The organism is Pseudomonas massiliensis (assembly GCF_000826105.1).
Classification (GTDB): Bacteria; Pseudomonadota; Gammaproteobacteria; order Pseudomonadales; family Pseudomonadaceae; genus Aquipseudomonas; species Aquipseudomonas massiliensis.
This window is the reverse complement of record NZ_CCYK01000007.1, coordinates 569693-584616: the sequence shown is the minus strand read 5'-3', so window position 1 is coordinate 584616 and position 14924 is coordinate 569693. Positions and strand designations below refer to the sequence as shown.

At 63.3% G+C, this 14924-nt stretch carries 13 protein-coding genes; 8 read left to right on the top strand and 5 right to left on the bottom strand.

Going from position 1 to position 14924, the window contains the following annotated elements; translation table 11 throughout:
• The first annotated feature begins 190 nt into the window (after window positions 1–190).
• The 8 genes from BN1188_RS13515 (at window position 191) to BN1188_RS13480 (ending at window position 9999) form a co-directional block, all read left to right on the top strand.
• The gene (locus BN1188_RS13515) at window positions 191–1099 is read left to right on the top strand and encodes a LysR substrate-binding domain-containing protein (protein ID WP_040261982.1); all 909 of its coding nucleotides are present in this window, start codon (window positions 191–193) and stop codon (window positions 1097–1099) included.
• Window positions 1100–1190: 91 nt separating this feature from the next.
• Window positions 1191–2657 (top strand): gamma-aminobutyraldehyde dehydrogenase, encoded by a 1467-nt coding sequence (locus BN1188_RS13510; RefSeq protein ID WP_040261981.1) that lies wholly within the window; start codon window positions 1191–1193, stop codon window positions 2655–2657.
• Between the two features lie 85 nt (window positions 2658–2742).
• Window positions 2743–3894, top strand: a complete 1152-nt coding sequence (gene ydcS / locus BN1188_RS13505; RefSeq protein WP_040261980.1) for a putative ABC transporter substrate-binding protein YdcS — start codon at window positions 2743–2745, stop codon at window positions 3892–3894.
• A 137-nt stretch (window positions 3895–4031) separates the two neighbouring features.
• Window positions 4032–5057: an ABC transporter ATP-binding protein gene (locus BN1188_RS13500; protein ID WP_040261979.1), complete on the top strand. Its 1026-nt coding sequence runs from the start codon at window positions 4032–4034 to the stop codon at window positions 5055–5057.
• 1 nt (window position 5058) lies between these two features.
• Complete coding sequence (locus tag BN1188_RS13495) at window positions 5059–6009, top strand: ABC transporter permease (protein ID WP_052469273.1); 951 nt, start codon at window positions 5059–5061, stop codon at window positions 6007–6009.
• The gene (locus tag BN1188_RS13490) at window positions 5999–6805 is read left to right on the top strand and encodes an ABC transporter permease (protein ID WP_040261978.1); all 807 of its coding nucleotides are present in this window, start codon (window positions 5999–6001) and stop codon (window positions 6803–6805) included. Before BN1188_RS13495 ends, BN1188_RS13490 begins: the two co-directional genes overlap by 11 nt.
• A 16-nt stretch (window positions 6806–6821) precedes the next feature.
• A complete protein-coding gene (locus tag BN1188_RS13485) occupies window positions 6822–8246 on the top strand; it encodes a gamma-aminobutyraldehyde dehydrogenase (RefSeq protein WP_040261977.1) in 1425 nt (474 codons plus the stop codon).
• A 133-nt stretch (window positions 8247–8379) separates the two neighbouring features.
• Complete coding sequence (locus BN1188_RS13480; protein ID WP_040261976.1) at window positions 8380–9999, top strand: glucan biosynthesis protein D; 1620 nt, start codon at window positions 8380–8382, stop codon at window positions 9997–9999.
• A 216-nt stretch (window positions 10000–10215) separates the two neighbouring features.
• Here BN1188_RS13480 and BN1188_RS13475 read toward each other — a convergent pair whose 3' ends face one another.
• The 5 genes from BN1188_RS13475 to BN1188_RS13455 form a co-directional block, all read right to left on the bottom strand.
• Entirely contained in the window at window positions 10216–11337 is a 1122-nt protein-coding gene (locus tag BN1188_RS13475; RefSeq protein ID WP_040261975.1) for an NADH:flavin oxidoreductase/NADH oxidase, read from the bottom strand.
• 108 nt (window positions 11338–11445) lie between these two features.
• The gene (gene recJ, locus BN1188_RS13470) at window positions 11446–13155 is read right to left on the bottom strand and encodes a single-stranded-DNA-specific exonuclease RecJ (protein ID WP_040261974.1); all 1710 of its coding nucleotides are present in this window, start codon (window positions 13153–13155) and stop codon (window positions 11446–11448) included.
• Between the two features lie 49 nt (window positions 13156–13204).
• Window positions 13205–13747 (bottom strand): YaeQ family protein, encoded by a 543-nt coding sequence (locus BN1188_RS13465; protein WP_040261973.1) that lies wholly within the window; start codon window positions 13745–13747, stop codon window positions 13205–13207.
• A gap of 211 nt (window positions 13748–13958) precedes the next feature.
• On the bottom strand, window positions 13959–14249 hold the full coding sequence (locus BN1188_RS13460) for a DUF3509 domain-containing protein (RefSeq protein WP_052469272.1): 291 nt from the start codon (window positions 14247–14249) through the stop codon (window positions 13959–13961).
• 114 nt (window positions 14250–14363) lie between these two features.
• Window positions 14364–14777, bottom strand: a complete 414-nt coding sequence (locus BN1188_RS13455; RefSeq protein ID WP_040261972.1) for a response regulator — start codon at window positions 14775–14777, stop codon at window positions 14364–14366.
• Between the last annotated feature and the right edge of the window lie 147 nt (window positions 14778–14924).

Below are 14924 nucleotides of genomic sequence, written 5' to 3'. Positions count from 1 at the left end.
TCGGGCAGTATAGACCAGCGGCTGGTAAGCGAGGCGGCTACTTTCACGATGACAATATGGATAGCGGAGCCACGTGCGGCGCTTGTCACGGCTGGCCAACCGGCCTCATCGGACATAGTCCGCGCCCCTGTCGCCCGTTCGATTTTTTCGATATAACGGATCCACCCTCTTCTTTTGTAGATACCTTGTCATGATGACGCTGCGCCAGATCCGTCATTTCATCGCGGTGGCCGAAACCGGATCGATCTCGGCGGCCGCTCAGGCAGTGTTCATCTCACAGTCCACGCTCACGGCCGCGATCCAGCAACTGGAGGAGGAAATCGGCGTCTCGCTGTTCAATCGTCACGCCAAGGGCATGAGCCTGACCCACCAAGGGCACCAGTTCCTCCGCCAGGCGCACTTGATCCTGGCCACGGTGGATAACGCCAAGCGCAGCCTGCAGCAATGCACGGACCAGATCATCGGCACCCTCACCATCGGGGTCAGCAGCTTGGTTGCCGGGTATTACCTGGCCAACCTGCTCACGCGCTTCCAACGGGCTTACCCGAATGTAAGCCTGCGGGTCATGGAAGACGAGCGCCCCTACATCGAGCACCTGTTGCTCAACGGCGAAATCGATGTAGGAGTGCTGATTCTGTCCAACCTGGAGGATCGCCACGCCCTGCAAACCGAGGTGTTGACCCACTCTCCCCAGCGCCTGTGGCTGCCAGCGCGCCATCCCCTGCTGGAGCGTGATGACATTGCCCTGGCGGACGTGGCCGCCGAGCCTTTGATCGAGCTCAATGTCGACGAGATGGACCGCAACGCCCAGCGCATCTGGGCCGAAGCCGGACTGCGCCCCAGTATCAGCCTGCGCAGCGCTTCCACCGAGGCGGTGCGTAGCCTGGTGGCCGCCGGGCTAGGCGTGGCGATCCAGCCTGACATGACTTACCGGCCCTGGTCTCTGGAAGGCGACATCATCGAGGCGCGTAGCGTAGTGGACCTGACCCGCACGCTTGACGTGGGTCTGGCTTGGCGCCGGGGCAGCGCGCGGCCTCCGCTGGTTGACCCCTTCCTCACCACGGCCCGCGAGCAACATGCCCGCAAGCATTCGGTTTAATCGAACGCAGCTTTCGATATTTGATATTTGTCGGTAGCGCACCGGCGCTACTAGGCTGCAGGCCAGACAACCGCTTCGTCGAGGCTTTGCCATGCCCCGTTTCGACCTGTTCGAGCCCTTGCGCACTGCCTTGCTGATCGACGGCCAACTGGTGGCAGGCGAAGGCATGGCCGAGACCATCTTGGACCCCAGCGATGGCAATGCCTTGGCCCAGGTGGCCGAAGCCAGCCCCGCTCAGGTGGAGGCGGCGATCGCGGCCGCCAGTCGGGCGTTCCCGGCCTGGTCGCGAACCACGCCCCAGCAGCGCGCCAATCGCCTGTTGGCCATCGCCGAACGCATCGAAGCCAGGGCCGATCAATTGGCTCGGATCGAGGCCCTCAATTGCGGCAAGCCTTTGCACCTGGCTCGCCAGGACGACCTGGCCGCCAGCGTGGACGTATTCCGATTTTTCGCCGGGGCGGTCCGCTGTCAGACGGGACAGCTGGCGGGCGAATACGTCCCTGGCTACACCAGCATGGTACGCCGAGACCCGGTGGGCGTGGTGGCATCCATCGCGCCCTGGAACTACCCCTTGATGATGGCGGCCTGGAAACTGGCCCCAGCGCTGGCCGCCGGTAATACCCTGGTCTTCAAACCCTCCGAACACACGCCCTTGAGCGTATTGGCATTGCTGCCCGATCTGGCCGAGCTGCTGCCGGCCGGGGTGCTGAACGTCGTCTGCGGTGGAGGGGATGGCGTGGGTGGACAACTGGTCAGCGACCCTCGGGTGCGCATGGTGTCGCTTACCGGCGATATCGTCACCGGGCAGAAGATTCTCCAGGCGGCCGCCCGCACCCTCAAGCGTACCCATCTGGAACTGGGCGGCAAGGCACCGGTGATCGTTTGCGACGACGCCGACCTGGAGGCGGTGGTGGAAGGCATTCGCACCTATGGCTATTACAACGCCGGCCAGGACTGTACCGCAGCCTGCCGTGTCTATGCCCAGGCCGGTATCCATGATCGCCTGGTGGCCGAACTGGGTACAGCGGTGGGCAGCTTGCGCTTCGCCAGCAAGCGTGACCAGGACAACGAGCTGGGCCCGCTGATCAGTGCCCGCCAACGCGACCGAGTCGCCAGCTTCGTGGAGCGCGCCCTGAGCCAACCGCATATCGAGCGCGTCACAGGCGCGGCCACCCATTCAGGCCCAGGCTTTTATTACCAGCCCACTTTGCTGGCCGGCTGCAGGCAAACCGACGAGATCGTGCAACGGGAAGTTTTCGGCCCGGTGGTCACCGTGACGCGCTTCGACACCGCCGAGCAGGCCCTGGGCTGGGCCAACGCCTCTGAATATGGCCTGGCCTCGTCGGTCTGGACCCGCGACCTGGACAAGGCCATGCAGTTCGCTTCCCGGCTGGAGTATGGCTGCACCTGGATCAACAGCCATTTCATGCTCGCCAGCGAAATGCCTCACGGCGGCCTGAAACGCTCCGGCTATGGCAAGGACCTGTCCAGCGATTCGCTGCAGGACTACAGCGTGGTACGCCACATCATGGCGCGCCACCGGGAAGTGCTGGACTGAGGCTCCAGCCCCACAACAATAACGAATGCGAAGCTGTCCTTGGCTCACCGCTGCCCCGACGATAATTTGAAAAAGAGGGAAATCCATGTCCGCGTCCACGACCACCTTGCTCAGCGCAATCACCACGGGCCTGCTCGCCAGCGTCGGCGTCCAGGCCGCCGAACTTCCCAAGGCTCTAGGCGCCGGTGAAGGCCACCTGGATATCATTGCCTGGCCCGGCTATATCGAGCGCGGCGAAAGCGACAAGCGCTATGACTGGGTCACCGGCTTCGAGAAGGAAACCGGTTGCAAGGTCGAGGTCAAGACCGCGGCAACCTCGGATGAAATGGTCAGCCTCATGGCCAAGGGCGGGTACGACCTGGTCACCGCGTCGGGTGATGCTTCCCTGCGCCTGATCGCGGGCAAGCGGGTTCAGCCCATCAATACGGCGCTGATCCCCCGTTGGAAGAACCTGGACCCTCGCCTGGCTGACGGGCCATGGTTCGTGGTGAACCAGCAGGTATACGGCACGCCTTACCAGTGGGGCCCCAACGTCCTGATGTACAACACGCAGGTGTTCAAGACCGCGCCCAGCAGCTGGAGCGTGGTGTTCGAGCCCCAGGGCTTGCCCGATGGCAAGCCGAACAAAGGCCGCGTGCAGGCCTATGACGGCCCCATCTATATCGCCGATGCAGCCTTGTACCTGAAAAGCGCCAGGCCTGAGCTGGGCATCCAGGACCCCTACCAACTGACTGAAGCCCAGTACAAGGCCGTGCTGGACTTGCTGCGCCAGCAGAAACCTCTCATTCACCGCTATTGGCACGACGCCACGGTACAGATGAGCGATGTGAAGAATGAGGGCGTGGTTGCGACCAGTTCCTGGGGCTACATGGTCAATGGCCTGAAGGCAGACAACCAACCCGTGGCCTCCACGGTGCCCAAGGAAGGAGCTACCGGCTGGGCGGATACCACCATGCTCCACGCCGAAGCCAAGCATCCCAACTGCGCCTACAAGTGGATGGACTGGTCACTGCAGCCAAAAGTCCAGGGCGACGTGGCGGCCTGGTTCGGCTCGCTGCCAGCCGTGCCCCAGGCCTGCAAGGCCAGTGAGCTGCTCGGTGCCGAGGGCTGCGCCACCAATGGCTACGACCTCTTCGACAAGATCGCCTTCTGGAAGACCCCCCAGGCCGAGGGCGGAAAGTTCGTGCCCTACAGCCGCTGGACCCAGGACTATATCGCGATCATGGGCGGCCGCTAGCCGTCTGTTGGCGCCAGCGATGCTGGCCAATGGGCGAAGGCTGGCCGGATCGCCAGCTTCGCTGGCTCCTACTGCAACCTCCTGGCAAGCACGCGGGCGCGCCATGCCCGTATTCCTCTCGGCAAAGGGCAATCATCATGACCGCTGCGGTGCAATTTACTGACGTATCTCGCCAGTTCGGGGAGGTCAAGGCTGTAGACCGGGTGTCCATCGACATCCGGGACGGGGAGTTCTTCTCCATGCTCGGGCCCTCAGGCTCCGGCAAGACCACTTGCCTGAGGTTGATCGCCGGGTTCGAGCAGCCCAGCGCCGGGTCCATCCGCATCCATGGCATAGAAGCTGCCGGGCTGCCCCCCTATCGCCGTGATGTCAATACGGTTTTCCAGGACTATGCCCTGTTCCCCCATATGAGCGTGCGCGACAACGTGGCCTATGGCCTCAAGGTCAAGGGTGTCGGCAAGGCTGAACGCCTGGCCCGCGCTGAGGAAGCCTTGGCCATGGTTGCCCTGGCCGGTTTCGGCGAGCGCAAGCCGGCACAGTTGTCTGGCGGCCAACGTCAGCGAGTGGCCCTCGCCCGCGCGCTGGTGAACCGCCCGCGTGTGCTGCTGCTGGATGAGCCCCTGGGGGCGCTGGACCTCAAGCTTCGCGAACAGATGCAGGGCGAGCTCAAAAAGCTGCAGCGGCAACTGGGGATCACCTTCGTGTTCGTGACCCACGACCAGACCGAAGCCTTGTCCATGAGCGATCGAGTGGCAGTATTCAACAAAGGCCGCATCGAACAATGCGACAGCCCGCGTAACCTCTACAGCAAACCGGCCACTGTCTTCGTGGCCGAGTTCGTGGGCACCTCCAATGTTCTGCGCGGAGAGCTGGCCACTACCTTGCGTGGCGTTCCGGGGGCCTTTTCGATTCGTCCGGAACACATACGCCTTGGCCTGCCGGATCATGTCGACCATGTGCGCGTGGATGCCACCGTGCAGGACGTGCAGTTCCAGGGCAATAGCACTCGCTACGAGGTGCGCCTGGGCAATGGTCAGCCTCTGAATGTCAGCCAGGCCAACCAGAACTGGCAGTTCGATGGCAATGCGCCCCAGCCCGGCCAGCGGCTGACCCTGCATTGGCCCCGGGCGGCCATGGTGCCGCTGCTGGACGAGGCGCGCTGACATGGCCCTGGCACTGGAGTCACCCGCACCCGCTCCGCGCAGGCCCACCCTGCGCCGGTTGGCCGACCTGCTTTACCGGCGGCCCAACCTCTACCTGGCGCTGTTGCTGGTGCCGCCGTTGCTCTGGTTCGGGGTCATTTACCTGGGGGCACTGCTGAACCTGCTCTGGCAAGGGTTCTACACCTTCGACGATTTCAGCATGACGGTGACCGCGGACCTGACCTGGGCCAACCTCGGCGCGCTCTTCGTGCCGGCCAACCTGGACATCATCCTGCGTACCCTGACCATGGCCCTGGCCGTGTCGGTCGCCAGCGCAGTCATCGCGTTTCCCATCGCCTGGTACATGGCCCGCTACACCCAGGGCCGTGTCAAAGCCTTTTTCTACATCGCAGTGATGCTGCCCATGTGGGCGAGCTACATCGTCAAGGCCTACGCCTGGACGCTGCTGCTGGCCAAGGGAGGAGTGCTCCAGTGGTTCGTCGATCACCTGGGGCTGGGCGGCCTGCTGGGCTGGCTGCTGAACCTACCCGGCATTGGCGGCAGCACCCTGTCCACCTCGCATCTGGGCCGCTTCCTGGTGTTCGTTTATATCTGGCTGCCATTCATGATCCTGCCGATCCAGGCGGCCCTGGAGCGCCTGCCGCCGTCGCTGCTGCAAGCTTCGGCCGACCTTGGCGCCACGCCACGGCAGACGTTCATGCAGGTGGTATTGCCCCTGGCGGTACCAGGTATCGCGGCAGGCTCGATCTTTACCTTTTCTCTCACCCTGGGAGATTTCATCGTGCCGCAGTTGATCGGCCCGCCAGGGTATTTCATAGGGAGCATGGTGTACGCCCAGCAGGGGGCCATCGGCAACTTGCCCATGGCCGCCGCCTTCACCCTGGTGCCCATCGTGCTCATTGCGCTCTACCTGACCATCGTCCGTCGCCTGGGGGCCTTCGATGCACTCTGAAAAAGCGTCCATCGGGCTGCGTATCGCGGCCTGGAGCGGGTTGGCTTTCCTGCATGTACCGATTCTGGTGATCTTCCTGTACGCGTTCAACACCGAGGATGCCGCCTTCAGCTTCCCGCCCCGGGGCTGGACCCTTAAATGGTTCAGCGCTGCCTTTGCCCGGGAGGATGTAGTCCTGGCGATCAAGCTGTCGCTACAGGTGGCCTGCCTGGCCACGGCGCTGGCCCTTGTGCTGGGCACCCTGGCCGCGGCGGCGCTCTACCGGCGAACGTTCTTCGGCAAGGACGCCGTGTCGCTGATGCTGATCCTGCCCATCGCCCTGCCGGGCATCGTCACGGGTATCGCCTTGCTGTCGGCCTTCAAGACCCTCGGCATCGAGCCTGGGCTGTTCACCATCGTGGTCGGCCATGCCACCTTCTGCGTGGTGATTGTCTACAACAACGTCATCGCCCGGCTCAGGCGCACATCCCATAGCCTGATCGAAGCTTCCATGGACCTGGGCGCCGATGGCTGGCAGACCTTCCGTTACATTATCCTGCCGAACCTGGGCTCGGCCCTGCTGGCCGGGGGAATGCTGGCTTTCGCCCTATCCTTCGATGAAATCATCGTCACCACCTTTACTTCCGGCAATGAACGCACCCTGCCCGTTTGGCTGCTCAACCAACTGGCGCGGCCGCGGGATGTCCCCGTCACCAACGTGGTGGCCATGTTGGTGATGCTGGTGACCATGCTGCCCATTCTGGGCGCCTATTACCTGACACGCGGCGGCGAATCGGTCGCCGGCGCCGGCAAATGACCTGGAGGCTCGCACGATGCAAACCCTACTGTTGATCAATGGCCAGTTGGTAGCTGGCGAAGGTAGCCTCCAGCCGGTGCTGGACCCGGCCCGGGGTCAGGTGCTGGTCAAGATTCCCGAGGCCAGCGAAGCCCAGGTGGATGCCGCGGTACGTGCCGCCGATGCCGCCTTCGAAGGCTGGTCGCAGACCCCACCGAAGGATCGCGCCCTGGCCTTGCTCAAGCTGGCCGACGCCATCGACGCCCATGCCGATGAGCTGGCCGGCCTGGAATCCGCCAACTGCGGCAAGCCTCTGAGCGCGGCGCGCAATGATGAGCTGCCGGCCATCGCGGACGTCTTCCGCTTCTTCGCTGGCGCGGCGCGTTGCCTCAATGGGTCGGCCGCCGGTGAATATCTGCCGGGCCATACCTCGATGATCCGGCGTGACCCGGTGGGCGTAATCGCCTCCATCGCGCCCTGGAACTACCCGCTGATGATGGTGGCGTGGAAAATCGCTCCGGCCTTGGCCGCGGGCAATACCGTGGTCCTCAAACCGTCCGAGCTTACGCCGCTGACCGCCTTGAAGCTGGCCGAACTGGCGACGGGCATTTTCCCGGCGGGTGTACTGAATATTCTCTTTGGGCGCGGAGCCAAGGTGGGAGCGCCTCTGGTTGAGCACCCCAAGGTGCGCATGGTATCCCTGACCGGCTCTATCGCCACCGGCTCGCAAATCATCGCCAGCACCGCAGCCCAGGTGAAGCGCATGCACATGGAGCTGGGCGGCAAGGCACCTGTGCTGATCTTCGACGATGCCGACCTGGATGCCGCCGTGGAGGGCATTCGCACCTTCGGTTTCTACAATGCCGGGCAAGACTGTACGGCCGCCTGCCGGATCTATGCCCAGCAGGGTATCTATGAGCGCTTCGTCGAAAAACTGGGCGCGGCTGTCAGCAGCCTCCGACACGGGTTGCAAGAAACCGAGGGCACCGAGCTGGGCCCGCTGATCAGCGCGCAGCAGCGCGACCGTGTGGCAGGCTTCGTCAGCCGTGCGATAGCTGAGCCGCACATTCGTCTGGTCACGGGCGGCAAGGCCGTGGAAGGAGACGGTTTCTTCTTCGAACCGACAGTGCTGGCCGATGTGCAACAGGACGATGAGATCCTCCGGCGGGAGGTGTTCGGCCCGGTGGTCACCGTGACGCCCTTCAGTGACGAAACCCAGGTACTGGACTGGGCCAACGATTCGGACTACGGCCTGGCTTCATCGGTCTGGACCCAGGATCTGGGCCGGGCCCATCGGCTCAGTGCCCGCTTGCAATACGGCTGCACCTGGGTGAATACCCACTTCATGCTGGTGAGCGAAATGCCCCATGGCGGCCAGAAACACTCCGGCTACGGCAAGGACATGTCCATGTACGGACTGGAGGACTACACCGTGGTGCGCCATGTGATGTTCAAGCATTGACGCGATGAACCAACGGGGGCGATCGGCGCTCTACAAGGGCCGTGAAGCAAGGTTGGTGGCGCCAATCGAAGCGGTGATTGCGCGGTGCCATCAACCTTGGCTAACGTTCGCATTTTCCAGCAAAGGTTTGCCCATGCACCGCAGAAGCCTGTTGAAAGCCTCCATGGCCCTGGCCGCCTATACCGGCCTGTCTACCAGCGCACTGTTCTCCGCCCGCGCGCTGGCGGCAACCGCCGACGGCGACGCCGAACACTTCGATTTCGAGGGGCTCAAGGCCCTGGCCAAGGCCCTGGCCGCGCAGCCCTACACCGACCGCAAGCAGGCCTTGCCGCCTACCTTGGCGAACATGACGCCTCAGCAGTTCAATGCCATTCAGTACGACGCCAACCATTCGCTCTGGAAAGAAGTGAATGGCCAGCTGGATGTCCAGTTCTTCCACGTGGGCATGGGCTTCCGCACGCCGGTGCGCATGTACAGCGTGGATCCGGCCACCCGTCAGGCGCGGGAAGTACACTTCCGGCCCGAGCTGTTCAACTACAACGACAGCAAGGTCGACCAGAAGCAGCTCAAGGGTGACCTGGGCTTTTCCGGGTTCAAGCTGTTCAAGGCGCCTGAGATCGATCGCCATGACATCGTTTCCTTCCTTGGCGCCAGCTATTTCCGCGCCGTGGATGCGACCAAGCAGTACGGCTTGTCGGCGCGCGGCCTGGCGGTCGACACCTTCGCCAAGCGGCAGGAAGAATTCCCGGACTTCACCAGGTTCTGGTTCGAGACCCCGACCAAGGACGCCACCCGCTTCGTGGTCTACGCCTTGCTGGAATCCCCCAGCGCCACCGGCGCCTATCGTTTCGACATCGACTGCCAGGACGAGCGCGTGGTCATGGCGGTGGACATGCAGGTAACGGCCCGCACGGCGATCCAGCAACTGGGCATCGCCCCCATGACCACCATGTTCAGTTGCGGCACTCATGAACGTCGCATGTGCGACACCATCCATCCACAGATCCACGACTCGGACCGGCTGGCCATGTGGCGCGGCAACGGCGAATGGATCTGCCGGCCACTGAACAACCCGGCCAAGCTGCAATTCAACGCCTTTGCCGATACCAACCCGAAAGGGTTCGGCCTGGTGCAGACCGACCACGATTTCGAGAGCTATCAGGATACCGTGGACTGGTACAGCAAGCGTCCCAGCCTGTGGGTAGAACCCACCACCGCCTGGGGCGAGGGCTCGATCGACCTGCTGGAGATCCCTACCACTGGCGAGACCATGGACAACATCGTGGCGTTCTGGACGCCCAAAAAGCCCGTGGCCGCTGGTGACACCTTGGCCTACGGCTACAAGCTGTACTGGAGCGCCCTACCCCCGACCGGCACGCCGCTGGCACGGGTTCACGCCACCCGCTCCGGCATGGGCGGCTTCCTGGAAGGCTGGGCACCGGGCGAACATTACCCGGACAAATGGGCCCGCCGCTTCGCCATCGACTTCACCGGCGGCGGCCTGGAAAGCTTGCCGGAAGGCACCGGCATCGAGCCCGTGGTGACGGTATCCAATGGCAAGGTCCAGGACTTCCATGTGCTGGTACTGCCGAACATCAAGGGCTACCGGGTGATCTTCGACTGGTACCCCACCAGTGACAGCGTGGCGCCGGTGGAGATGCGGTTGTATATCAGGACCAGCGACCGCACCCTTAGCGAGACCTGGCTGTACCAGTACTTCCCGCCGGCGCCGGAGCAGCGTAAGTATCCGTAGGAGGGCTGCCAAACTGACGAATGGTCCCGCTCACTGCCCTTCGCCAGCTTCGCTGGCTCCCACGATGGGTAGCGAAGCCGCCGAAGGTAAAGTTGGGCCTACAGGGGTTGGACCAACCGGTAGGACCTAGCGCCAGCTGGGGAATGGAGCTTTCGAAATTCGCTTCATTCGCCAGCTTCGCTAGCGCCTACCTTGGGGGCAGCCCGTGGATAGGGATCAACCGCGCGCTGCCGTATCCCGTAGGTCAGACTCATGGATGGGTTGGTCCCGGTGGGTGGCGCGCTGGTACTGGGCGGGCCAGGTGGACTGACGGCCACCGAGGTCATCGTCGGCATGCAGCGGCCAGTACGGATCGCGCAATAGCTCCCGGGCCAGCAGAATCAGGTCCGCCTGGCCAGTGCGCAGGATATGCTCGGCCTGGGCAGGTTCAGTGATCATCCCTACGGTGCCGGTGGCAATTTCCGACTCCTTGCGTACCCGCTCGGCGAAGCGCGTCTGATAGCCAGGACCCGTCGGGATTTCAGCATTCGCGGCGGTACCGCCGGAAGAAACGTCTACGAGGTCTACCCCCAGGGCTTTCAAGCGCCGCGCCAGTTCAACGGTTTCGTCCGGATTCCAGCCGTCCTCCACCCAGTCGGTGGCCGATACACGCACGAACACCGGCAGGTCCGCCGGCCACAGCTCGCGAATGGCTTCGGTTACTTCCAATACCAGGCGAATGCGATTGTCGAAGCTCCCCCCGTACTGGTCAGTACGGCGATTGCTCAAGGGCGACATGAATTGGTGCAGCAGGTAGCCGTGGGCGGCGTGGATCTCCACTACCTTGAAATTGGCGCTCAAGGCGCGGCGGGCGGCTTCGATGAAGGCTTGCTTGATGCCCTCGATGTCCTTTTCGCCGAGCTCGGTCGGCCGTGCATGTTCGGGGTCGAAGGGAATCGGTGAAGGCGCCACCGGAATCCAGCCGCCCTCTTCCAGGGTCACGCTACCGTGCTTGCCCAGCCAGGGCCGCCAGGTACTCGCCTTGCGACCGGCATGGGCGAGCTGGATGCCCGCTACCGCCCCCTGGGCCTCGATGAAACGCGTGATGCGCTGCAGGCCGGGAATCTGCTCGTCTTTCCATAGGCCGAGGTCTTCGGGAGTGATGCGTCCGTCCGCGGTTACCGCGGTGGCCTCGAAGATCACCAGGCCCGCGCCACCCACGGCCCGGCTGCCCAAGTGAACCAGGTGCCAATCGTTGGCCAAGCCATCCTCGGCCGAGTACTGGCACATGGGCGAAACCACGATACGGTTTCGCAAGGTCAGGCCGCGCAGCGTGTAGGGTTCTAACAGCAGGCTCATGAAGCACCTCTCAAATGGGTTAGGTCAGCCATAGACGCTGCCCGTGGCTTTGGGCCAGCGGACATTCTACAGAGCCTAGTAGACCCCCATGGAGGGCGGCGGATTCCCCTAGCGTGGACTCAGGTGCTGAATCAACAGCTGCACGCTCTCCACGCCCCGGTACTCATTCACGTCCAGCTTGTAGGCCATTTCCACCCAACGCGCGCCGGGGTTGGGCCACAGCTCTCGATCGACACCGAAGGCGATGCCATCGAGGCGAACGCTGCCGCACTCACTCTTGAGCACCACTTTGAGGTGCCGCTCACCCACTATGCGTTGCTCCACCAGCTCGAAAACACCGTGGAACAGCGGCTCGGGAAAATGCTGCCCCCATGGCCCGGCATTGCGCAGGGCCCGGGCCAGTTCCAGGTGGAATTCTTCCACGGCCAGGCAACCGTCCGACAATAGCCTTCCGGTGAGATCGTCCTCGCAGAGCTGGGCCCGCGCCTGTGCATCGAAGGCCTCGGCGAAGGCCTGGAAATGCTCGGCCGGCAACGAGAGCCCGGCGGCCATGGCGTGGCCGCCGAACTTGGTGATCAAGCCTGGATGGCTGGCGGCTACGGCATCCAGCGCATCACGGATATGGAAACCAGGGATGGACCGCGCCGAGCCCTTGAGCACGCCATCGCCGGCATCGGCAAAGGCGATGGTGGGCCGGTGATAACGGTCCTTGAGCCGCGAGGCGAGGATGCCGATCACGCCCTGGTGCCAGTCCGGCTCGAACAGGCAAAGGCCAAAGGGCATGGCCTCCAAGGGAAGGTCCTTGAGTTGCGCCAGGGCTTCGCGTTGCATGCCCTGCTCCACGGATTTTCGATCCTGGTTAAGGCCATCGAGCTCCGCGGCCATGTCCCGCGCCAACGCCAGGTCTTCACTGAGCAGACATTCGATGCCAAGGCTCATGTCGTCCATGCGCCCCGCTGCGTTGAGGCGCGGTCCGAGGATGAAGCCCAGGTCCACGGAAGTCAGACGGCGATGGTCGCGACGAGCGACTTCCAGCAGTGCCTGAATGCCGGGCCGCGCCCGACCGGCGCGGATGCGTTCCAACCCCTGGTGCACCAGGATGCGATTGTTGGCATCGAGAGGTACCACGTCAGCCACGCTGCCCAGCGCGACCAGGTCCAGCAGCTCGCCGATATTCGGCTGCGCTGCCTGCGCATAGCGGCCGAGGGCGCGCAAGCGGGCACGTAGCGCCATCAGGACATAGAAGATGACACCGACACCGGCCAGCGCCTTGCTGGGAAATTCACACCCGGGCTGGTTGGGGTTGACGATGGCATCGGCCTGGGGCAATTCAGGGCCCGGCAGATGGTGGTCGGTAATCAATACCTTGAGCCCGGCCTGCTTGGCGGCCTGGACGCCATCGACACTGGAAATGCCGTTATCCACGGTCACCAGCAAGTCTGGCTGACGCTCCAGGGCCACGCCGACGATTTCCGGCGTAAGGCCATAGCCGTAAGTGAAGCGATTGGGTACCAAGTAATCCACCTGGGCGGCGCCAAGCAGGCGCAAACCCAATACCGCAACGCTGCTGGCCGTGGCCCCATCGGCATCGAAGTCACCGACCACCAGGATGCGCTGGCGCTGGTCGATGGCTTCGACCAGCAGCGACACCGCCTGGTCGATGCCTTTGAGTTGCTGATAAGGCAGCAGCCGTGCCAGGCCCTTGTCCAGCTCCTCCTGACTCTGTACCCCACGGGCGGCATACAGGCGGGTCAACAGGGGCGGCAAGTCGCCAAGGAAAGGCAGTTCAGCAGGTAGCGGGCGTGGCTCGATACGCATGTGCGGCAATCATCTCAGGGGTACGACAACGGCGGGCGGCCACCATGCCTTAGCCACGTTCGCCAAGCAACCATTCAAGCTGGACTTCATGTTGGCCCCGATCATCGGTCACGAACACCGTACCTTCGCTGATCATCACATCCCACTTGATGGCGCGCGGCATGTCGCTGGCCAATACCTCCAGCACATCCTGAGGCACTGCGGCAATGTTCAGGTTCTTCAGGGTCCGGGCCGAATCCACCACCTTGCCCTGCCAGACCCGCAGGCTGCCATAGGCCAGCAGGCTGGTACGTTCGGTACGACGGGAACACCAGGTCAGGCGATCCAGATCAGGCTGGCCTACTTCGATCCAGTGCAGCACACGGTCGTCCAGGCTCTTCTCCCAGAGGGCAGGCTCGTCCACGTCAGACAAGCCGCGACCGAATGCCAGGTTTTCGTTGTACCACAGCGCGTAGGCCAACAGGCGTACCGCCATGCGCTCTTCGGTTTCCGAAGGGTGACGGGCGATGGTCTGCTTGATGCTTTCGTAGACGCCCCGGTCCAGGTCGGTGAGGTTGAGTTCGAACTTGTAGGTTGTCGAGGGCTGGGCCATGGTGGGCTTCGAGGTAACGAGGGGGGCAATAGTCTACCCGAAGCAAGGGGCCAGGTGGCGGGCGGGCAAAAGAAACCCCGGACGCGGTGGGGAGGCCGGCCGGGGCAAACATGGCCTTACAGGCCACCGGACGACCGAACGACACCGGAGCACAATGTCGTTCAAGCGTCCTTGTAAGGTAAGAGGGTTGCCTTTCAGGAAGGTTCCCCGATCAACGCATCTCGGCGCCGTACCGACCGGCGGTACCCACGACACGCAAGGCCGCGATCATCGAAGGCTCCAGGCGGCCCTCTGCGATCAGAAGGTCTCGATGCAAACCATCCACCACATCGGTGAGGGCACGGGTATCTGCCAGCTGGCTTTGATTCACATCGCGATTCAGAACCGTATTGCCGGCTTGATCGTCGATCGTCAGCCGCAAGCGGCCTTGGAGATCCGACGGAGCCAGGCTGACGCGGTATGGCGCCAGAGCATCACTAAGCAACAAGCTGATGTTTTCCATCTTGATCACCCTTGTTTACCGGAAATCCTATTCAGTGCCAGTAAATGACCACTATGCCAGGGCAAAAGTTCGCCCCTTCGGCCTGACCAAGCGCAACGGGCGATGAAAGGCGGTTCAAGCAGTCAGGGCTTCGGCAGTCTCCATGCGGTATCGGCAAAGCATGTTGTGCAGCGGGCAGATGGACTGCCCCCAGGGCAGCAACCCCAGCACCCACAGCCCCGCCTGACGAGCGCGGCGAACGACCTCGGCCGGTTCGGTGTACCCGACCGGCCCCTGGACGATAACGCCACCCGCCAGGGCGGTAGCTTGCCCGCGACCGGCAAGCTCTGCGAAAAAGCTCGAGGCAGGCAACAGCTGGCTGCCTAGTACGAGCACATCCACGCTCCCCTGACGGGCGAGGCTGCGCCGCGCGGCGTTCAGATCCTCGGCGACACGCACACCGAAGACGCCGCAGGCATTGAGCATCTGATGGAGCTGCAGCAGGCGGGCGGGATTCTGCTCTACGATGAGAACCTTGAGCGAACGCATTGGGCGGCCTCCTGAATGTGTATAGGGCGGCTACCTTAAAGAAGGCTGCGTTGCGTCTAAATAGGATTGATCTGAAAGACCAGGGCGAAAAGTCGATGAACTTCGCCAAAGTGGCGAGATATTTCCTACAGCCGTGTAGGCAACAAG